The sequence below is a fragment of the Marinifilum caeruleilacunae genome, from assembly GCF_013141825.1.
GTDB classification, from domain to species: Bacteria; Bacteroidota; Bacteroidia; order Bacteroidales; family Marinifilaceae; genus Marinifilum; species Marinifilum caeruleilacunae.
This window is the reverse complement of sequence record NZ_RZNH01000043.1, coordinates 17,020-39,115: the sequence shown is the minus strand read 5'-3', so window position 1 is coordinate 39,115 and position 22,096 is coordinate 17,020. Positions and strand designations below refer to the sequence as shown.

Below are 22,096 nucleotides of genomic sequence, written 5' to 3'. Positions count from 1 at the left end.
ATGTTCGATTATAAAGTATAAAAATAAATATTTTATTCTATTGGCAACCTATCAAAAGCGAAAAGGATGTCCATTATATATGAACATCCTTTTTCTATAAATATTATTGTGGGAATTAGTTATTGAATAACAATTCGCGATATTTCGGCAATGGCCACATTTCATTATCTACAACAAGCTCAAGCTTATCGATATGGTAACGAATATCCTCAAGGAAAGGACGAACTTTTTGGTCGTATGCAAATGCCATTTTGTGACCATCTTCGATCACATTACATTCTTTACGTGCTTCAACCATACCTTTCACCTTTGCTTTAATAGAAGAAATATGTCCTGAAATTTCCTTAATCAACTCTTTTCTTGCGCCAGCTAATTCTTCAAATTCATCAGCAGAGAAAATATCTCTTAATCCCTGAACGTTTTGGATAAGCTTGGTTTGATACGCAACTGCAGTTGGTACAATGTGGTTGATTGCTAAATCACCCAATACACGAGCTTCGATTTGAATTTTCATGGTGAATTTTTCCATTTCCACCTCAACACGAGCTTCAAGCTCTTTCTCTGTCATTACACCACTTTCGATCAGAGATCTTTTAGCTGGTGCGTCAAGATATTTAGATAGAGATTCAGGTACACTTGTAATATTTGTTAAACCTCGTTTTTTTGCTTCGATCACCCAAGCTCCTGAGTAACCATCACCATTAAAACGGATTGGTTCAGATTCAATAATCATTTTCTTAAGCACCTGGAAAATGGCCTCATCTTTTTTAATTCCTTCATTTACCAATCTGTCTACTGCCGCTTTAAAATCTTTCAACTGAACAGCCATTGCTGCATTTAAGGCAGTCATTGCTGCTGCATTATTAGCAGAAGATCCAACAGCACGGAACTCAAATCGGTTTCCTGTAAAAGCAAAAGGAGAGGTACGGTTACGGTCGGTATTGTCCAAAATAATTTCAGGAATACGACCAATACCCAATTTCAAGGCTGTCTTTTCATCTGGAGTCATTTTTTTCTCTCCAACTTCCTCAACAATTTTCTTTAACATTCTTGATACTTCATCACCAAGGAAAACAGAAACAATTGAAGGTGGCGCCTCATTAGCTCCCAAACGGTGACTATTCGAGGCTGTTAGAATTGATGCACGAAGCAGATCCTGATTCTTATATACAGCCATTAAAGTATTTACCACGAAAGTAAGGAATTGCATGTTTCCTTTTGGATTTTTTCCTGGAGCCATTAGCACAACTCCTGTATCGGTACTTAATGACCAGTTATTGTGTTTACCTGATCCGTTAACACCTGCATAAGGCTTTTCGTGGAAAAGAACACGGAATTTATGTCTACGAGCAACTCTCTTCATCACATCCATCACCAACTGGTTGTGATCATTCGCCAGGTTAGCCTCTTCGAAAATTGGAGCCAACTCGAACTGAGAAGGAGCCACCTCGTTGTGACGAGTCTTAACCGGAACACCCAATTTATGACATTCCAATTCCAAGTCGATCATAAATTTAGAAACACGCTCTGGAATAGAACCAAAGTAGTGATCATCCAACTGCTGATCTTTAGAAGAAGAGTGTCCCATTAAGGTACGACCTGTAAGTGCCAGATCTGGGCGAGCCTGGTACAATGCCTCATCGATTAGGAAGTATTCCTGCTCCCAACCTAAATTTGCATTTACCTTGGTTACATTTTTATCGAAAAACTGACAAACTTCAACCGCAGCTTCATCCACTGCATTTAATGCTTTTAAAAGAGGAGTTTTATAGTCAAGTGCTTCTCCTGTGTACGAAATAAACACGGTTGGAATACAAAGTGTTGTTCCAATTATAAAAGCAGGTGAAGAAACATCCCAGGCTGTATATCCACGAGCTTCAAAAGTCTGACGAATACCTCCCGAAGGGAAAGATGATGCATCAGGTTCTTGCTGAGCCAATAATTTACCTGAAAAATTTTCAATCATATTACCACCATCACCATAGTCGATAAAACCATCGTGTTTTTCTGCAGTACCATCTGTTAAAGGTTGAAACCAGTGAGTATAGTGAGTTGCACCTTTTTCAATCGCCCAGGATTTCATTCCCAAAGCGATACCGTCCGACATTTTTCGGTCGATCGATCCTCCTTTTTGATTCGCAGTCATAACTGCTTTAAAAGCATCTTTTGAAAGATACTTTCGCATGGATTCTACATTAAAAACTAAATCGGCATAATAGTCTGTCACCTTATTAGAAGGCAACGACACCGACTTCGGCTGTCTCGACAGCAATTCACTCAACGCTTGAAATCTAATGGTGGCCATAAACTTAAAAATTTTAGTTAATAGTTAATATTGTCTTTATTTTGATAGGGGTATTCAGTAAAATTTAGTTGTTTTTCACTCAATACCCCCATTTTGATATAGTACAAAAATGAGAAAAATTTTACTTTCTGCAAAACCACTCCTCTCATTTAAGGGGTTATTGATAAAAAAAATCGATAAAAACCTGGCAAGAACCCCAGTTTTTTATCGATTGCGCTAATATTTTTAAGTTTTTTCTAAAAAAACTACAATTTTTATCGAGTCTTAGGAATTTTTGGTGCTTTTTTCTCGATTACCTCTTTCACATCCTTTCTTGTGTTAATTAAATGGTAAAACTCTTCGATATAACCCAGGAGCTTATATCGATTGGTTTCTTTTAGGTATTCACATCCATTTAAAAGCTCCAAAAATGTCGGTTTTAGCTCATTAAAATTTGCAAAAGCCTGTTGTAATTCTTCCTGACTCCATCGCATCCCTTTATACAATCTTTTGTATTTGGCATCGGGTGCAATTTTTGGAGAAAGCGTAAAGTATGAATGATTAATGATACCAGACCAGTCGAAATCGTATGGAACCACAACAGGAATACTATGGTCGCTCACCGACATGATATCGATATTATGCAGCCTTCCAACATCCCAATCTGCATTTCCAATCATCAATTGAAACAATGAGAGCATCACCATATTTTCTCTCAGAATTTCGTATTGCTTCATGTTCTTGTAGTTTAGAATTTGTTTTCCATTCCTTAAAGCAACATCATCTTTATCTTCGAGAAAAAAGCCAAATTTCTTAATGGTATCAGAGGTGTTTGTATCAATAAAAGAAACCTGAGCCAAGCGTGCACGGTAACTATGATCTGAGACCAGGTTATACATTTTGTAAATGAGATATTCCTCGATTGTATGCTGTTCGTAATCTTCAATAAAAGATTGACAGTGGCTTACATATTTCAATTTAGATTGACCTTCGAACTCGGTTCCTTTTGCTTCCCTGGCAGGAATTTTAAATCGCAAAGGTGGAAAATTACAGTTTTGTTTTCTGCGGCGAAAGTTTCCTCTTGTTTTCACCTTCACACTTAATTGAACCTGCTCAGCGCCCTCATTTAATACAAGCAAATCACTTTCGTGATAGTCTCTTTTTTCAGCTATATCATTTATAAGAGTTGTCAAATCGGTTTTAAGTTCGATTTTAAGAAGGTGTTCATTTTTAAACAATGGCAAATTTAGAAGGCTATCTCGTTCTTTTGCTGTAAGCGGATTTGCCAATACTCCATTTCCTATGCATATCCAAAAGAATAACCACAATACTCTGTTCACTAAACTGTTTTTTACTATTCCGTACTTCATTTTCTTTACAGCAATGTTTATTTCATTAATTCTTTTGTACCATCCTTGAAGGTGCGATAGTATTGACCATCCTTAATCATCAACACTTGTGGTTTTATTTCATCGTATCCCATAGGAACATTTACAGCAACCAATTTCCCATTCTTCAAAAACCTGATAGCTTCCACCTCGGTATGTCCAAAAAATATTCTTTTTACATCATAATAGCTTAAAACCTTATCAAGTTCTTCATCTGTAATAATAGAATAGTTCCTTGTTTTCATAAGGTATCCACGATACCAAAGCGGGTTACCAGGGAAGTATATATCTTTCATTAATTCAGCCTGCGTTTTACCATGATCTGGCTTCAGGCTCATTCTTATCTCCTCATTAATCTGATTTAATGACATATCTTTTTCGATCATTTCCGGCGAAATTCCCGCATGAACAAAAAGTAGGTCGTTTAATTTAACAGCAGAGTTGAGCGATCTGAGCCATTTGCCCAATTCTGTATCTTCTTTAAAGAAACGTGAGTAATTAATCATCAATCGCTTACTCATTTTCTTATACTTTGGTGCAATATACCTTGCATCGTTCATCAAAACCATGATTTCATGATTCCCCAACAAGAGGTGCACCCTACCCTTATTTTCTTTCGCCTGGCGTTGTAATTTTTTTACCAGGTAAAGACTTTCAGTTACTTTATCTCCCCTATCGAAAATATCTCCAATAAATACCAAATGACCATCATCCCAACACCAATTCAAATCTTCATCGATCACTTGAGCCGATTTTAGGAGTTTCACCAGTGAATCATACTCTCCATGAACATCCCCAACCACCAGTATTTTATCTACTCCCGAAAACTCAGCCTTCTGAATCGGATAATCTCCTTTTCGAAGCCAATATCTATTCTTATCCCCTTTTAGTCCTTTCACCAAAACGGAATCGCTTTTTACCTTTACCCTTTTTTCTTTTATACTGATTGTATTTCCTTCGTGCAAGTGCTCGATATACCACATTCTTACTTCCTTTGAATCGATCCATGAGAAATGAGGCCCATCTAAATAGTCAGGTAAATTAATATCATCAACATTTCCTCTAAATACCTTATCATATTTAGAGAATGCACCTGAACTTAACTTTTTCTTCTGCCCAAAGCTCGGAAAAAGCGTACAAATACAAACTAATAAGGTAAAGTATTTAAAATGTTGAACTGAATTCATACAATCGATTTTTATATATCAAACAAAAGACCATTCTGTATAGTTTTCTTTAAATCAAAAACTAAACCAAAATTCGGCAAGCATTTGGAAAAACAAAATTGTTCGAAAGCATTACAAATTAACGCACGAAATCGAACAGAAGATATGTGTCCATGAAGTTACTAAAATATTTATAGAATAATAAGGATAAAAAAACAGGAGCCCTTTCGAGCTCCTGTTACACTACTACTACAATGTACCTGGATTAATAACCAGGGTTTTGAATGATTTCGCCAGTGGTGTTATCAATTTCGGCCTGTGGTACTGGCCAGTATTTTTTAGCTTCTGTCCAATAAGGAAGAATGTTAGCACGATTTGTACGTACAAGGTCATGGTAACGATCATTCTCACCAGCCAATTCTAAACGGCGTTCAGCATAAATTGCATCAATTAAAGCAGAACCCGAAGCAGTTACATCTGATAAGCCTGCGCGACTGCGAACTTCGTTTAATGCAACTCTTGCATTTTCATCATCAGAAGTTTGGGCACAAGCTTCAGCATACATCAACAAGACTTCTGCATAACGCATTACTCTAGTGTTATTTGCATTGTTTCGAATTGAAGCAGCACGATTTTCCGGAGCAACATAAATCTTCTCCTGATAGTAACCCGTTCTGTTGAAAGTTAAAGTAGCTTTCCACTGATCCAATGAGTCATTAGCGACCGTCATGTCTGTTTGCACATTATACCAATCCCAAACTTCTTGCGGAATCTCATTTGCATATACCTCATCTGTTGTTAATAGAGTTGCTTCTTTTCTTATTATATCACCTGCCGCATCAAAAGCATCAGCTAATTCTTGAGTTGGCTGATTAATACCATAACCATATGTGATATTTCTTGGTAATTGAAACAAAGTCTGAAAGTTTCCATTATTTCTAAATGCTGATGTTTCAGTATCAGATTCAATAAAGTCAATTTCAAAAACAGATTCAATACCATTTTCTCCATCAAATGAGAATATATGAGCAAAATCAGGATCTAATTCATATTCATTTGAATCCATTACTTTTTTAGCCCAAGTTTTTGCGGCATCATAATTCTCAGCATATAGATTAACCTTAGCCAACAATCCTTGTGCAAATCCTTTAGTGATTCTACCCAGATCACTTGCAGCATAAGAACTTTTTACAGGAAGATTAGGTTCTGCAGCTTCAAGTTCAGAAATAATAAATGTATAAACATCGTCAATTTCTGACTGACCAATTTTCTCATCGGCTGTTCTAATTAGGTGATCTAATACAGGGATTCTACCATAAGCTCTAACCAATTCGAAATGATAAAAAGCTCTCAAAACCTTCGCTTCAGCAATAATTCTCGCCTTCATTCCTGATTCGAACAATTCATCATCCATCGCTTCAGTTCCTTCAATTGTCTGACTTGACTTATTTATCCCTCTATAACACAATTGCCACTTAAGTCGAACCTGGAAAGCGTCAGCCGTTCCATTAAAAGTTTTTAATGGTTCAAAACCTGCGTTATCACCATCGCTTCCGCTATAAACAGCATTATCGCTTAAAGTTTCACCAAATGCCCAGAAAAACCAGCCAAAACGGTAGTCTTTCAAATCTGAGTAGGCTGCAGTTAAAGATGCCACCGCTTTTTCCTGACTGTTGAAATATACATCAGAAGTTTCCTCTCCTAATTTATCCTGATCAAGAAAATCATCACTACAATTGGTAAGCAACAATCCCGAAGCCAATACCAATAGTACTTTACTTATTGATTTTATATATACTTTCATTCTATTCAAATTTTGCAGACTAGAAGCCTAGTTTAACACCTACTACATAAGTTTTAGCCTGTGGATAAGTACCAATATCTACACCACGACTCAAATAATTGGTAGAAGAAACTTGTCCAATTTCAGGGTCCGCACCAGAATAATCTGTGATCGTCCATAAGTTTTGACCCGAGAAATATAATTTAGCTGAAGTAAGTTTCACTTTATCTAACAATCGTTTTGGGAAATTATATGCTACCATTAAGTTTTTCAAACGCATGTATGAACCATCTTCAACAAATCTATCAGAAGTACGATTGGTATCATTTACATCATAACCAGATAATCTTGGCATATTTGTATTGGTATTCGTTGGCGTCCACGAATTTAACATATCTTTATGTTTATTCGTTTCATCAAACTTGTACAAATGTGTTTTCATGGCGTTAAATACATCGTTTCCTTTTGATCCTTGGAAGAATGCGCTGACTTCCCAATTCTTATATTGAGCCCCAAGGTTTATCCCATATGTAAAATCAGGATTTGGATCGCCAATTTTAGTTCTATCATCACCATTAATTGTACCATCGCCATTTACATCAACAAATTTCATATCTCCAGGTTGCAATCCTGAGTTATCACCACCTTGTTGAATAGCATGAGCATCAATTTCTGCCTGATTTTGAAAAACTCCATCTGTTTTATAACCATAGAAGTAACCAATCGCTTCTCCTTCTTCGGTGCGTGTTGCGCTACCCAAATAATATGATCCACCTGTAATTGGCTCTCCTGATCCAAGGCTAACCATTTCATTTTTATAGGTTGATACATTCAAACCAATGCTATAGCTAAAATCAGATCCTATTTGATCTCTCCAGTTAAAAGACATTTCAACACCTTTATTATTCGCTTCCCCAACATTTACTGTAGGACCACTTTCGTATCCATAATAATAAGGAATTGGAATACTTAATAACATATCTTTTGTGTCTTTATCAAACCAGTCAAATGAAACTTCCAACCTAGCATCAAACAAAGCAGCATCAAAACCAATATTCAAAGACTCAACAGTTTCCCATTGAATATTTTCATCTTTCATGGCATTCACCACATAACCCTGATAAACATCCTCGTTTACTCCAAAAATATATCGATACTGTGAATTTCCATCCATGGTAGTTTGATATGGGTATGTACCAATATTTTGGTTACCAATTTGTCCCCAACCACCACGAAGTTTCAATATGGACAACCATTCAATATCTTTTAGGAAATCTTCTTCTGACATTTTCCATCCTACTGCTACCGATGGGAAATATCCCCAACGATTGCCATCTGAAAATCTTGAAGAACCATCTGCACGGAAACTTGCAGTCAACAGATATTTATTATCATATGCATAATTTACACGACCTAAATAAGACATTAGGGTATATTCTGAAGCAGAACCTGAAGCCAGATCACCATCAGCACCTGAATCTAAATACCAAAGAGCTTCATCTTCATTTGGGATATTATTCTTACTTCCCGACATCCATTCAGAACGGCTCTTTTCTTTGGTAAAACCAGCAAGTGCTACAATATCATGCTTCTCAATGGTTTTATGATATGATAATGTATTTTCCCAGGTTTGATATACTGATTTACTATATCCTCTGTACACATTATTAATATCATTACGCTGATTATTATTCACGTAATAAATTGGCGTAAAGTTATAAGTATCAGTAACGGTTCTATTTAAACCATAGCTTGTTTTAAATTTTAAATCTTTAATAATTTCAAGCTCAGCATATACATTACCTAACAATCTAAACTGTTCAGTTCTATAATTATCATATTCAATTTGAGCAACCGGATTTGGGTAATCTGTAAACTTTGAATAATCATATATTCCTTCTGCTTCATTTTTCCAAACAGGAACAACTGGCTCTAATTTGATCGCAGTATTTATGGTACCAGTATGATAACTTCCTTCCGTAATTGAATGACGTTTATTACTTTGAATATTTATATTGGTTCCTATCTTTAAATAATCCTTTGCCTGATAATCTGTTTTTAAACGTGCATTGATTCTTTCATAGTCGGAACCATAAACTGTCCCTTCTTCATCATAGAACCCAGCACCCATAATATATGTTAGCTTATCACTACCTCCTGAAACGCTTACATTATAATCCTGAACGGTTGCGGAGCGAGTAATTTCATCAAACCAATCCGTATTTACGGCAGGGTCAACCTGCGATAAATCAATAGGTGATGTTCTGGTTTTATTCATTTCTTCCTGAATAGCATACCATTCTGAACCCGATGTAGTTTCCCAATTGTTCAATACCTCCTTAACGCCATAATAAGCATCAACTTCGACTCTTGGAGATGTATTTGTTTTTCCACTTTTAGTAGTAACAAGAACTACTCCATTCGCACCTCTGGATCCATAAATTGCAGATGAAGAAGCATCTTTCAACACCTCAACAGATGCAATATCGTTAGGATTTAAAAAGTTAATATCTGATGTGGGCACACCATCAACTACATACAAAGGGTCTGAATTATTAACCGAACCAATACCGCGAACACGAATAGAAATTGATCCCCCTGGAGATCCACTGTTCGACATCACCTGAACCCCTGCAATTCTACCTTTGATTGCATCATTTACAGAGTTAATTGGTTGTGACTCCAAATCTTCAAAATCAACAGAAGCAACTGCACCAGTTACATCACTCTTTTTCTGAACACCATAACCTACAACTACAACTTCATCCATTGCTACATTGTCGGCTTCTAGTTTTACATTAATTTCAGTTTGGGTACCTACTGCTACCTCAAACGTTTTCATTCCAATATAACTGAATACCAATACCGCATCAGTTCCAACATTGATTTGATACTTACCATCAAAATCAGTAGTTGTTCCGTTGGTTGTACCTTTTTCTACAACCGAAACACCCGGGATAGTAAGCCCGTCTTCTGCACCGGTAACTACACCTTTAACCAACGCATCCTGTGCCCAGGATACTTGCCAGCCAAGTAGCATAATTAACGCTAAGCATGCAATTTTTCTCATAGTGTTAAATTTAGATTAGCAAATTTATCTTTAGTTACAATTTAATTATTCCTATTCCAGGACGACTTGGGAGCAATACCTTACCATCCTGAACTGTTACTCCTTTATATGGATCGTTAGAAATTAACAAGTTTCCATCCAAATCGGCCCAATCGACCATAGGCGATAATTGAGAAGCTGCACTCACTCCACAAGAAGTTTCTGTCATACAGCCAATCATGACTTTCATATCTAAAGCCCTGGCAACATTCAGCATTTTATGTGCTTCGCGCAAACCAGTACATTTCATTAGTTTGATATTGATTCCTGAATATGCTCCCTTTAGCTTCGGAACATCAGCTAGTCGTTGAATTCCTTCATCGGCAATTGTTGGTAGCGGACTATGCTGAGTTAACCAGGCCATTGTATCTAAATCGTACTTGTCCATCGGTTGCTCAACAAACACAACTCCCTGTTCTTTTAACCAGTGAATTTTATCCAGTGCTTCCTGCTTGTCCTTCCACCCCTGGTTTACATCTACACACAAAGGAATATCAGTAACCTTTCTAATGGTATTGATCATTTCTTCATCGCTTCCACGACCAATTTTCACCTTCAACATTTTATAAGGCGATGCTTCAATCACCTTTTCCTTTACAACTTCTGGCTTATCAATTCCAATTGTAAAAGTGGTTACCGGTGTATCTTCCTGGTTGTATCCCCATATCTGGTACCAAGGCTTCTCCACAATCTTTCCAATCAAATCGTGTAAAGCAATATCAACCGATGCTTTGGCCGCACAATTTCCTTCGGCAACACCATCTACATATGACAAAATTTCGTTCAATCTAAAAGGGTCGGTAAACTGATCCAATTTCAGGGAACTTAAAAATTTAGCAGCCGTTTTATGAGACTCGCCAAGGTATGGCGGCATGGAAGCTTCTCCATAACCAACAAATCCTCCCCACTCAATCTTCACCAACATTACCGGTGTAGTGGTTCTCGAAAAAGATGCAATTGTAAAGACATGCTTTAATTGCAGATCGTAAGGTTCGAAACTCAATTTTAGACCAGATCCGGTATAGGTTGATTCCGGTTTTCCTTTTTGGCCTTCACAACCACTAATCAGAGGAAGCAAACAAGCTGCTCCCGCCAACAAACCACTATTCCCCAGGAATTTTCTTCTATCTATTGTCATTCTTACTTAAATCTTAATACCAAGGATGTTCAGAAACTTTAATCATTCCTTCTTCCCCAATACGGGTTAGTACTCTGCGGCCACCTAACCAACTTACAGTTCTGTAATCGCTATAGTTTTCTGCTTTTGGGTCGAAACTATTTAGTTTTACCCGACCTGAAGAATGAATAAACTCGCCATCCTTTATATACATTCCAACGTGTGTTACTTTCTGAGTTTTGTTTTCACTTGCTTTTCTTCCGAAAAACACCAAATCTCCTTCTACTAACTTAGTAAACCCTTGTTCAGGAGAAATGGTGTCTCCATGAAGAAACTGCAATGAAGCATCACGCGCTAGTATAATTCCATTCATAAAATAAACCGACTTCACAAAACCACTACAATCAACACCCTTTGATGATGTTCCGCCCCATAAATATGGTCGTCCCATAAACTCTCTTGCGGTAGCGGTTAAAATTGCAGCATCTTCAATTTGAGTCGATTTCCACAGGTCAAAATCCTTACAAAAAGATTTCTCCACTTTAACCTTTCTCAAATCAGGTAATATCAGCTTATAAAAAGTTTTCTCTTCCTTCTCGACTTGTAAAATCGATCCTGCCACCAAATCGGTAACAGTTTGTTTTCCATCTTCGCCCCTGGCAATCTTAAAATCCGGAAGAAAAACAATACGTTTTGAATTTCTCCAAAGATCCATTTCGGTCTTGTTGCGAAGATTTACTGCTGCCTGATCGACCCAGGCAATGTATTTGTCTGGCGTTTGCACCTGGTACCAGGATCCTTTTTGATTTAAAACTTTAACTGGAGTTCCCATGATAGCTTGCGAAACAAGCTCTGCCGAATGCTTTGGATGAGACCTAAGGTTTACAACACTTAAATTTATCAATCCCCAAACCTTATCACCCATTTTTTTTGCTGGAAGTACAACCAAACTATCTACCAAATGAATTTTTAATCCTTCCAAATTTGAAAACAACGCTAACTTAGCTTTCGGCAAAGATGTTTCTCCACTAACCACCAGATTACCATTAGTAGCTACAGTAAAATTTGTAGTATAAATTGCCTCTCTACTATCTGGCGCAAAATCATTACCCACTTTCTGTGATATCTGCTCTGCTTTCTGCAATACATTCTTATCATTGCTACAAGCAAATGCAATAAAAATCAACAGTATATAATAAGTATATTTCATTTTTATTCTCTTCTCTAATTGGTATTACATGTTACATGATCCCAAATTTAAAACAGATCAGTTAATTTATTGGGTAACACACACATGTTTAAAAACACATATTTGTAATACAAGTAAACATCTTTAAATAATCTAATTCCAGAAAAGCAACTACTTTATCTTTATCCTGTTACTTTCCACACTCTCTACATGACCTCTGTTTACTGCAGCCACAGAATATTCACCACCATTTTCTTTCGCATTTAGATCCAATTCACAGAAACTTGTAATACAAAATACTTTCTTGTGTGATTTTTTCTCTTTTTTATAGACTACATAGTAAGTAGCAGCTTCCTGCTTTGTCCATTCAAGTTTGGAACCTTTCTTTTTTAATTCAGGACTGGCAGGAACCATTCCTTTAAATAGCGCATTCTGAATGTGCAAAGCCGGAACTTTATACACTTCTAGTGAAAGTGCTTCGTTAATCCCAAGCCTGTTCTCAACAAAATTTTTCGCAGAAAAGAACATGCTTCCATCAACAGCTTTTAACCTACGGTTTAGTTTAATTTGCTGAACAATTTCATCGGCACTATGCCATGCTTTAATGCTCGATTCGGGATTCAATCGGTAGGCACCTTGTCCAATGTAACATGGTTTACCATAGGAATTCTTGTTCCACCACTTTGCAATAACTTTATAGTTGGCTACTTTTTTACCCCTGTGCCAATAAATTTGTGGAGCTACATAATCAATCCAATCTTTCTTCAACCACAATAAAACATCAGCATACAAATCGTCGTAATTGGTTTGACCGGCCTGAGTTCTGGATCCTTTTTTGTCCATACTCTTATTTCTCCACACTCCGAATGGTGAAATCCCGAAAGGCATCCAGGGCTTAATCGATTTTATGGTATCATTAATTTGCTTGATCACCAGGTTTACATTTTCCCTTCTCCAATCGTCAACCTGATTTGGATAAAACTTTCCCCCATGTTTCTCAAAGCTTTCAGAATCGGGGAAAGCTTCACCCTCTATTTTATATGGATAGAAATAATCGTCGAAATGGATGGCATCAATATCGTACCTGCGCACAACATCCCCTACAATTTTCGACACATAATCTCTTGTTTCCGGCAATCCGGGATTAAAATATTTGTGCTTTCCGTAGGTCAGAAATAATTCTGGTCTTGTATTGCTAATATGATTGGGATCGGTCTTGGCATTCTTGTACAAAAACACAGCTCGGTAAGGATTCATCCATGCATGCAGTTCCATGGCTCTTTTGTGGCACTCTTCAACTGCAAATTGCAATGGATCGTAGATTGGATCAGGAGCTTTGCCCTGTTCACCTGTTAACCACTGCGACCAAGGCTCGTAAGCCGATTTGTAGAATGCATCGGTAGCAGGACGAACCTGGAAAATTACCGTATTCATTCCATTTTTTTTGTGCTGATCCAAATGCGTAATCAACTCCTTCTTTTGCTCCTCAACACTTAAACCCGGTTTTGATGGCCAGTCGATATTATCAACCGTTGCAATCCAAACCGCACGCATTTCCCTTTTGGGCGATTTCTTTTCCGCAAATACCCCAACTGCCATGATGAGTAATATGCTTACTAATACTATTCTTTTCATACTACTCGTAGCTAACTTTCATTTTATAGGACCAATCGCTGAAATACAGGTTTCCACCTTCCCATTCCAACTCACCACGCTGAAAATCGATAGGTTCGCTTCGTGGCCAATCTTTCTTTGGATAAAATTCTCTTGAGAAATCGTCATTCACAATCAAACGATGAGCATCAATTCCAGTTTTGTAAAAATGACGTACATAATCGTTTTCACTTTTTTGCATCTCGAATGATTGATCGAGCGGTACCCAACCAATTCCTTCGTAATACACCTCGCACCAATCGTGAAGATTTACCAGGCCAGGATGCAACATAAACCCCGACTGCCATTTGGCAGGAATTCCCCTGTAACGCGCCATACTCATAAAAAGTAAGGTTTGCATCCCACAATCGCCATGCATATTATCTAAAACATAACCAGGAATTTGAGGCATGATTCCATACTCCAGTGCACTTGCCCAGGGAATATTGATATCGATCCAGTTGTACAGCAAATCAACCTGCTTAAACGGATCAGTTTCCTCACCACAAATCTCATCGGCCAATTTTTTAATCTGGTCGGTAAATACAATCTGCGGAGCTCTCTCCTTTGTATTCTCTTTATAGACTTTAGTGGTTTTGTCGTAGGCTTTCAAGTTCATCTTTTCAGGATAAAAAACCTGGGCAAACGAAGTTGTTTTAAACTTGACATTAAAGATGGTTTCTTTGCCGGCTTGGGCAACTTTTTCTGTGTAAATACTGCGCTGTTGCAAAGAATCGGGCGCAATGATATAATGTTCAGTATTAATCGAAATCAATTCCACATTTTGTTGCCTTGCATGATTTTCTTTCGGATATGGCATCCAACAACGAATGGTTTCGCCTGCAGGTACAGCATCAGCTTTTACCGTTATGGTGTAATCGAAAAAGTTATTTACCGGATTGATTAGTTCACCTTCACCATTTGTATGCTGTACCAAATCGGTAGTATGTTCCAAACAGTAGGCAATTAGCGGATCGATATACGCTCCTTTTAATTCTTCCTTTCTGGCCTTGGCGAATTGACTCACTCTAAACAAATTGGAAACGCCATTTTTGAAATACCTCTTCTGACCATTAATCAATCTATATTCCAAAGATTTATCTGCTTCCCATTTAGGCATATAAACTGTAGTTGAATCTCCGAAATATTCACTTAAACGATCAATTACATCTGCTTCGGTAAGAGAGAATTCTCTTTCAATTCGTCGCATCATATCCAGTTGATGCAAAAATTCTCTTTTTTGTGTTTCGGTAAGAAATTCATCTTCTAATTTGTCTTTGATCATGCCAGAAGCAATCACAAAGTCACCTCTTTCAATTAAAAGACTTAACTTGCCATTTTCCTGATCCTTTGAATCACAGGCAAAAAACAGTAGCGCAATGGCAACAATTAAATAGTGGGTTAGGTTTTTTATCATTTCAGCATTCCATTAAGATGTCATACATGTTACAAAAATAGAAATTTTATTAGTTTTGCAATGAAAAAATGTAAAAAACAACATTCTAAATTGTTAAAACCGTTATCGATACTATGAAACTGAACAACAAAATGATGCGAACGAAAAGCATAAGTTTACGAGGACTTGTAATATTCATGCTGATTTTCGGACTATTTCAAGCGAATACAAATGCCCAAAGGGTAGAAACCGGGATAGATGTACTACAAAAATCCAATTTCGAAATCCTGGCAGGTAAAAAGCTTGGTATTATCACCAACCCTACAGGAGTGAATCAAAATATTGTATCAACAATCGATTTGCTTCACGAAGCACCAAATGTTGAGGTAAAAGCTTTGTATAGTCCCGAACATGGAATTAGGGGAGATCATGCTGCCGGGGCAAAAGTGGGAACATACACCGATGAAAAAACCGGCCTAACAGTATATTCGCTGTATGGGAAAAATAAAAAACCCAATGCCGAAATGCTTAAAGGCTTAGATGCCCTGATTTACGACATACAGGATATTGGCGTTCGTTCTTACACCTACATCAGTACAATGGGATTGGCTATGGAAGCCTGCCAGGAAAATGATATTGAATTGATTGTTTTGGATCGTCCTAATCCGATTGGTGGTTTAAAAGTTGAAGGCGGATTGGTTGAAGCAGACTACATTTCATTTGTGAGTCAGTTCCCTGTACCTTATGTATACGGATTAACCTGTGGCGAGCTTGCCAACTACTTAAACGAAGAAGGATTATTAAAAGATGGCAAGAAGTGCAAACTTACTGTGATCGAAATGAATGGCTGGGAAAGAGATATGATTTTTGAAGAAACCGGCTTGCCATGGGTGCCTACATCGCCGCACATTCCAAATTCCAATACCGCCATTTACTATGCCATTTCAGGAATTTTAGGAGAGCTTTACACGGTATCTATTGGCGTTGGCTACACTCAGCCATTTGAATTATTTGCAGCCACATGGATCAATGCCGACAAACTGACCGCCCGCCTGAATGCATTATCGCTTCCGGGAATTATTTTCCGACCTGTACATTACAAACCATACTATTCGGTAAGTAAAGGAGAAATGATTCATGGTGTACAAGCTCATTTTACGGATGTAAAAAAAGCAAATCTGTCTTTGGTTCAATTCTATATTCTTCAGGAATTACACCAATTGTATCCTGAAAAGAATGTTTTTGAAATGTGCGAAGCATCTCACCTTAAAATGTTCGACCTTGTGTGTGGCGATCAAAAAATCAGAACGGAGTTTTCTAAAAACTTTTTGGTGAAAGACATTGAAGATTTATGGAACAATCCTGCCAAAGATTTTAAAGAAAAATCGAAAAAATACTGGTTGTACTAGTACATGTTAAGGTCGCTTTGTAGCGGCCTTTTTTTATGCTTACCGCAACTTTTTGCGATAAGGTTCGCAACTTTTTGCAATCACTACCGCAACTTTTTGCGATCACTATAATTTTATTGCTCCTTCGGCGTAAAAAGTTTTTGCCCTCCTATTCCCCCGAAAGAGTCATGCCTTTCATCCCATCATAATCTTATGAATTATTTCATCAGATCGAGTGTATATTTTTCTATTTTTAGGGCTCAAAACTAAACCTATACTTATGAAACAAATCGTAAAGATTAGCCTGCTATTTTTTATTTTTTCATTGGCTCAATCAGCATACGCACAAATCAACATGGCTGATTCTTCGGCCCAGGTGATTGGCTATTGGAATTTAAACGAAAAACAGAGCTATTCGGTAAAAGAAGAAAAAATTAAAATCAAAGAAACCGATACCATTTCGCGAGAGTTTTCAAGCTACGATGTTGATATCACCATACTCGATTCTACCGCCAACAGCTACACAATCGAATGGTTTTATCACGATTATAATATTGATACCGATAATGAAATAACGAAAGAATTGGTATCGATCACCGACAGTCTTCGTGTGGTAATTAAAACCGATGAACTTGGAATGTTGCAGGAAGTGGTAAACTGGGAAGATATTAGATCATTGGTTTCGGAAGCGGTTGTGGTACTACAGGAAAAGTTTAAAGAAATTCCCAATATCGATAAAGTCTTAAACCAGGTGAAAACCATGTTCAGCTCTAAAGAAGTTATTGAAGCAGCTGCAATTAACGAAATCAAACAATATTACAGTTTTCATGGTGCAAAATATACACTTGGCGAGAAGTACAACGCCAACTTAAAAGCGCCAAACATATATGGTGGCGAACCATTTGATTCGAACATAACTGTTTACCTCGATGAAATTAATGAGGAGAACAATAATTTTATTTTAAGAACAGAGCAAAGTATCGATGAAAATCAGTTGAGCGACGCTGTGTTTGCATACATTTGCAAACTTGCAGAAAATATGGGCGGTCCTGCTCCAAAAAAGGAGGACATTCCGCCCGTATCGAATAACACATGGACCGCTTCGAGAATTCATGGTTCGGGTTGGATAATTTACTCGGTACAGACCAAAGAGGTAAGTGCAGATAACACCACAAATGTAGAAGAGGTGATTATTGAAATCCTGTAAAGAAATAATTGATCGACATATCATTCAATGAAAAAAGCTTCGGGATTCCGAAGCTTTCTTTTTATATCTTAATGAAAATGCGTTTTCGATACAGGAACAATACAATGAGCCAGTACACCACAATATGCGAAAGGGCAAAAAACAAGGAACCATTTAGTGGTCCGGCCCAGGATGCAAATGCATTTTTATACAGCCAGGCATATCCGGTGATTGACTTCCCCGATGCATCGCTAAAGTGAACCAGGTAAATAATTACTTTTACCCATACAATGGAAAGCACATAAATAAAGAGTGGATTCATGCCGAATACCAAAAAAGGATGTGCCCATTTTTTGTAATCCATCATATCGATTAAAAAGATCATTACTGCCATTACCAACTGTGCCAATCCCGCTGTATACAGAACATATGAACTCGACCAGATTGGCTTGTTTATTGGAAACCCGAGATTCCAGATCAGGCCTGCGATTACACCAATGGCTCCGAACAGGAACAGTTTAGGAACAATCATTTTTCGTTCGGAAGAGGAAATTAAACTCCCGGTAAGGTAACCTAATACAACGGTAACTATGGCTGGAAGAGTACTGAATAATCCCTCAGGATCGAAGGGAATTCCAAAGCCCTGGTACAAATGACTTTCGCCCAAAATGGCAGCATCGAAAGCGGTAGTTACATTGCCTTCCAAACTGTATGGATTATCACCGCCAAGGAAATGAATTAATCCCCAATAGGCAAAAAGAATAAGCCCGGAAATAATGAGCAGCCTGCTTTTGCTAAAAGTGAGGCACAACAAACTTCCCAAACCATAGGCCAGAGCAATGCGCTGCAAAACGCCCATAATTCTTAGATTCTCGATATTGATGTGTACAAATGGAAATGCATTCATCAACAAGCCAATTCCAAAAATCAGTACAGTTCTTTTCAGGATTTTTTTCCCTGCATCGGCACTCAATTCATGATTGAATTTTCCAAATGCAAAAAACATGGCCACACCTACTGCGAACAGGAAGAAAGGAAAAACCAAATCGGTTGGCGTGCAACCATTCCATTTGGCGTGCAATAGTGGTGCATAAACATGACTCCAGCTACCCGGTGTATTTACCGTTATCATTGCAGCAATGGTTAATCCCCGAAAGGCATCCAAGGCCATTAATCTTTGTGATTTTGCCATAATCTTATATCAATTTTTCCGATTGTAAACAATTGTGCCAAATCCTGTAGCCGGCTTCGTTCAGGTGAAGTCCGTCGTAGGTATATTCTTTCATCAACTCATTGGAGTAGGTCGATAAAGAGGCATACAAATCCACGAAAGTGATATTTTCCTCTTTACACAGGTTTATCAACAGCTTGTTAATAAGTCTGATTTTTTCCGAATTGAATTCTTTGGTCGGAAACAATTGAAAATTGACAGGTAAAACAGACTGCACCACCATTTTGATATCAATCTTACTGATCACCTGTGCAATCAGTTTTGAATAATTTTCAATAATGCTTGCCTCATCAATGCCATCTCCCAAATCATTGATACCCATCATTACGAATAGAACATCAGGATTTTCGCTTAGCACTCCAGGCAAACGCTGTAGAATTTCATTCGATTTCTCACCCGGAACACCATGATTGGAAACCTCGTATGCAGGAAAGAATTCATCCCATCTTCCTGCATGAGTCAAGCTATCGCCCAGAAATGCCAGTTTTTTCATTTTTTATTTCTTTTTGATGCCGAATTTAGGATCGATCTTAATCAACTTCACCATGATAAAACTTGGAATGGTACAAAGGATTACCCAAACAAAGAAATGCTGGTAACCAATCATCTCTTGTATCCATCCTGAAATCATACCTGGAACCATCATTCCCAAAGCCATTAAACCGGTACAAAATGCAAAATGTGCTGTTTTGTGTTTTCCTTCTGAAACATAGATTTGATATAACATGTAAGCCGTGAATCCAAATCCATAACCAAACTGCTCTACTGCAACTGAAGCACAAACCAATACAAATGACTCTGGCAATACATAAGACAAGTAAACATATACCAGGTTAGGAAGGTTTATGGCAATTACCATAGGCCACAACCAATATTTCAAGCCTTTTCGTGAAGCTGCATATCCTCCTAAAATTCCCCCAATGGTTAAGAATAAAACCCCGATTGTTCCATACACAATCCCAACATCGCTGGTAGATAAGCCTAATCCGCCAAGCTCTCTCCCATCCAATAGGAATGGTGAAGCCATTTTAACCAATTGTGATTCTCCCAAACGATAGGTTAAGAGTACGCCCAAAATTAACCAGATGTCCTTTTTGAAAAAGAATGTTGTGAAAGTCTCTGCAAAATCTGAAAACACATTGGCAAATCCTTTCATTTCTCTCTCCTCATCTTCGGCAGGATGTGGCAAGGCAAACTTGTGATAGAAGGTGAACAAAAGGAACAATCCGGCCAAAATCACAAAAATCATCGACCAGGCCATTGGAATATTTTCTCCTTCTCCAAACAAGTTAGAGGTTTCAAAAATCCCCGCAAGGTAAACCAGAGCACCCTGCCCAACAATCATTGCCAAACGATAAAAGGTACTTCGTATGCCAATAAAATAGGCTTGCTGACTGTCGTCCATTCCATACATGTAAAAACCATCGGCAGCAATGTCGTGGGTAGCCGAACTAAAGGCCAGCAACCAGAAAAATGCCAATGTAGATTGGAAAAACAGGGTAGTTGGAATGGTAAAAGCCACTCCGGCCAAGCCTGCTCCAATAAACAACTGCATGGTAACAATCCACCAGCGTTTGCTTTTTAAAATATCTACCAATGGACTCCAGAAAGGTTTGATTACCCAAGGCAAATACAACCAAGATGTGTACAAGGCAATATCGGTATTTGAAATTCCTAATCGTTTGTACATGATTACAGCAACTGTCATCACAACAACATATGGAATTCCCTCGGCGAAATACAAGGATGGAATCCATGCCCAGGGCGAGCGAGTTTTTGATTTCATTTTATTGAGTTTTGAATTTTGGCATTCTCACTTCCAGTAAAGAGTACCAATATATGATTCTAATGAGAGTTTCACTTGAAGTGATACTTTCCAATTTTAATATCTTTTCTCTAAATCGGCTCCTCTAAAATAGTGAAGCAAAATTTCATTGTATTTGTATCCTTTCGCTCCCATTACAGCAGCACCAATTTGGCAAAGACCAACTCCATGTCCCCAACCTGCGCCAATCAATACAAATTTCGAAGGAATATCATTCACAACATCCAATTTGTCTACCACAAATTCTGAACTGTACAAATGCGATTCGGAAAGTACTTTGCGAATTTCAAGCTCTTTTCCAATGGTTAAAGAACGCTTGCTTCCTACAATTTTAAGGGTAATTAATCTTCCCGATTCTCCTCTCTCCTGTGGGATAAGATCTAAAATCTGCCCAAATTCTTTTCCTGTTTTTCTTTCGATTAATTCAGCAATTTCATCCTGTGTATACTCCACTTTCCAGCGATAGAAATCCATGGTTTCCTGATCGTAATCGTTTAGAACCTGCGACAAGATTTCCTTGTCGGTGGTATTACAGAATGCATCTGGCGAAGTACGAATAAATCGATCTGCAGCTTCCTCTTTGGTCAAATCCATATCGTATCCTTCGGGAGCTTGTGGATTATCGATTACTGCCTGCAAGTACTTGTGATTTTCCGGTTCCCAAACATTCTCGAAAGTTTCGGCTACACCACCACAACATTTTGAAAATCTTGCATCGCAAATTTTTCCTTCACTGGTTAATACCAAACCACGTGTTTCGTTAATTGCATCAACTACCAAAGGAGTCGATTGCTTGGTCATTCCCTGGTAACGCTGGCAATGATCATCGGCACAAACATCAAAATTCACATGGTCTTCCCTGTCGTACCAACGAATAAACGAATCTTCAGTTTCTACAATACTTTGATATTGGGTGTTAGATTTTTGTAATTCTTCCCCTTTAATCACCTGGGCCATTAACCATGAACGGGAAATAACGGCATGTGCTTTTAGCAATTCATAACTGCTGGTTGCACTCATTTCTGAAGAAATTACACTCACCAGGTAATCCTCAAGCGACAGTACGTTTATTGCCGTTAACTTCTCATCTTCGCAGATAAAATGAAGGCTTCCTTTAAATCGCTGATCCTCCTTACGCTCCCAGTGGAACTTAATTCCGATGGTAACACCGAACAGGTCAAAGTTCCCTGTTTCGTATTCTTTAGGATTAAAAATCATCTCCTCTTCAATGATACCATCAAAAGAGATTTTGCCATCGATATATTTTGCCTGCTGTTTTCCTGTGTATTCTTTTCCATTTTGTTGAAGCACGTAGGTTCCATTCAGCTGAAAGGAAATTTCCTTTTCGTACATGATTCCAACTCGTAATTGTGGTTCCATA

At 37.9% G+C, this 22,096-nt stretch carries 15 protein-coding genes; 2 read left to right on the top strand and 13 right to left on the bottom strand.

Annotated elements, in window-relative coordinates:
* Positions 1-115: 115 nt before the first annotated feature.
* From ELS83_RS18845 to ELS83_RS18805, 9 genes are all read right to left on the bottom strand, one after another.
* Positions 116-2,305 carry a glutamine synthetase III family protein gene (locus ELS83_RS18845; RefSeq protein WP_171597094.1) on the bottom strand — a complete coding sequence of 730 codons (2,190 nt, stop codon included), beginning with the start codon at positions 2,303-2,305 and terminating at the stop codon, positions 116-118.
* A gap of 254 nt (positions 2,306-2,559) precedes the next feature.
* Entirely contained in the window at positions 2,560-3,654 is a 1,095-nt protein-coding gene (locus ELS83_RS18840) for a hypothetical protein (RefSeq protein ID WP_171597093.1), read from the bottom strand.
* Between the two features lie 17 nt (positions 3,655-3,671).
* Positions 3,672-4,859, bottom strand: a complete 1,188-nt coding sequence (locus ELS83_RS18835) for a metallophosphoesterase (protein ID WP_171597092.1) — start codon at positions 4,857-4,859, stop codon at positions 3,672-3,674.
* Between the two features lie 244 nt (positions 4,860-5,103).
* Positions 5,104-6,642, bottom strand: coding sequence for a RagB/SusD family nutrient uptake outer membrane protein (locus ELS83_RS18830; RefSeq protein WP_171597091.1), 1,539 nt, complete (start codon positions 6,640-6,642; stop codon positions 5,104-5,106).
* A gap of 19 nt (positions 6,643-6,661) precedes the next feature.
* Positions 6,662-9,691 (bottom strand): SusC/RagA family TonB-linked outer membrane protein, encoded by a 3,030-nt coding sequence (locus ELS83_RS18825; RefSeq protein ID WP_171597090.1) that lies wholly within the window; start codon positions 9,689-9,691, stop codon positions 6,662-6,664.
* A 34-nt stretch (positions 9,692-9,725) separates the two neighbouring features.
* Positions 9,726-10,868: a dipeptide epimerase gene (locus ELS83_RS18820; RefSeq protein WP_171597089.1), complete on the bottom strand. Its 1,143-nt coding sequence runs from the start codon at positions 10,866-10,868 to the stop codon at positions 9,726-9,728.
* Positions 10,869-10,881: 13 nt separating this feature from the next.
* Entirely contained in the window at positions 10,882-12,057 is a 1,176-nt protein-coding gene (locus ELS83_RS18815; protein WP_171597088.1) for a C40 family peptidase, read from the bottom strand.
* A 150-nt stretch (positions 12,058-12,207) separates the two neighbouring features.
* Positions 12,208-13,671: a glycoside hydrolase family 10-like protein gene (locus ELS83_RS18810; protein WP_171597087.1), complete on the bottom strand. Its 1,464-nt coding sequence runs from the start codon at positions 13,669-13,671 to the stop codon at positions 12,208-12,210.
* A gap of 1 nt (position 13,672) precedes the next feature.
* Positions 13,673-15,106: a transglutaminase-like domain-containing protein gene (locus ELS83_RS18805; RefSeq protein WP_171597086.1), complete on the bottom strand. Its 1,434-nt coding sequence runs from the start codon at positions 15,104-15,106 to the stop codon at positions 13,673-13,675.
* Between the two features lie 113 nt (positions 15,107-15,219).
* On the opposite strand from ELS83_RS18805, the gene ELS83_RS18800 reads away from it, so the two are divergent.
* The gene (locus ELS83_RS18800; RefSeq protein ID WP_249414506.1) at positions 15,220-16,494 is read left to right on the top strand and encodes an exo-beta-N-acetylmuramidase NamZ family protein; all 1,275 of its coding nucleotides are present in this window, start codon (positions 15,220-15,222) and stop codon (positions 16,492-16,494) included.
* A gap of 259 nt (positions 16,495-16,753) precedes the next feature.
* Positions 16,754-17,680: a hypothetical protein gene (locus tag ELS83_RS18795; protein ID WP_171597085.1), complete on the top strand. Its 927-nt coding sequence runs from the start codon at positions 16,754-16,756 to the stop codon at positions 17,678-17,680.
* Between the two features lie 61 nt (positions 17,681-17,741).
* On the opposite strand, the gene ELS83_RS18790 is transcribed toward ELS83_RS18795, so the two are convergent.
* From ELS83_RS18790 to ELS83_RS18775, 4 genes are all read right to left on the bottom strand, one after another.
* On the bottom strand, positions 17,742-18,851 hold the full coding sequence (locus tag ELS83_RS18790; protein WP_171597084.1) for an acyltransferase family protein: 1,110 nt from the start codon (positions 18,849-18,851) through the stop codon (positions 17,742-17,744).
* Between the two features lie 4 nt (positions 18,852-18,855).
* Positions 18,856-19,383 (bottom strand): GDSL-type esterase/lipase family protein, encoded by a 528-nt coding sequence (locus tag ELS83_RS18785; RefSeq protein WP_171597083.1) that lies wholly within the window; start codon positions 19,381-19,383, stop codon positions 18,856-18,858.
* Positions 19,384-19,386: 3 nt separating this feature from the next.
* On the bottom strand, positions 19,387-20,676 hold the full coding sequence (locus ELS83_RS18780) for an MFS transporter (RefSeq protein ID WP_171597082.1): 1,290 nt from the start codon (positions 20,674-20,676) through the stop codon (positions 19,387-19,389).
* Between the two features lie 96 nt (positions 20,677-20,772).
* Entirely contained in the window at positions 20,773-22,095 is a 1,323-nt protein-coding gene (locus ELS83_RS18775; RefSeq protein WP_171597081.1) for a SpoIID/LytB domain-containing protein, read from the bottom strand.
* Between the last annotated feature and the right edge of the window lies 1 nt (position 22,096).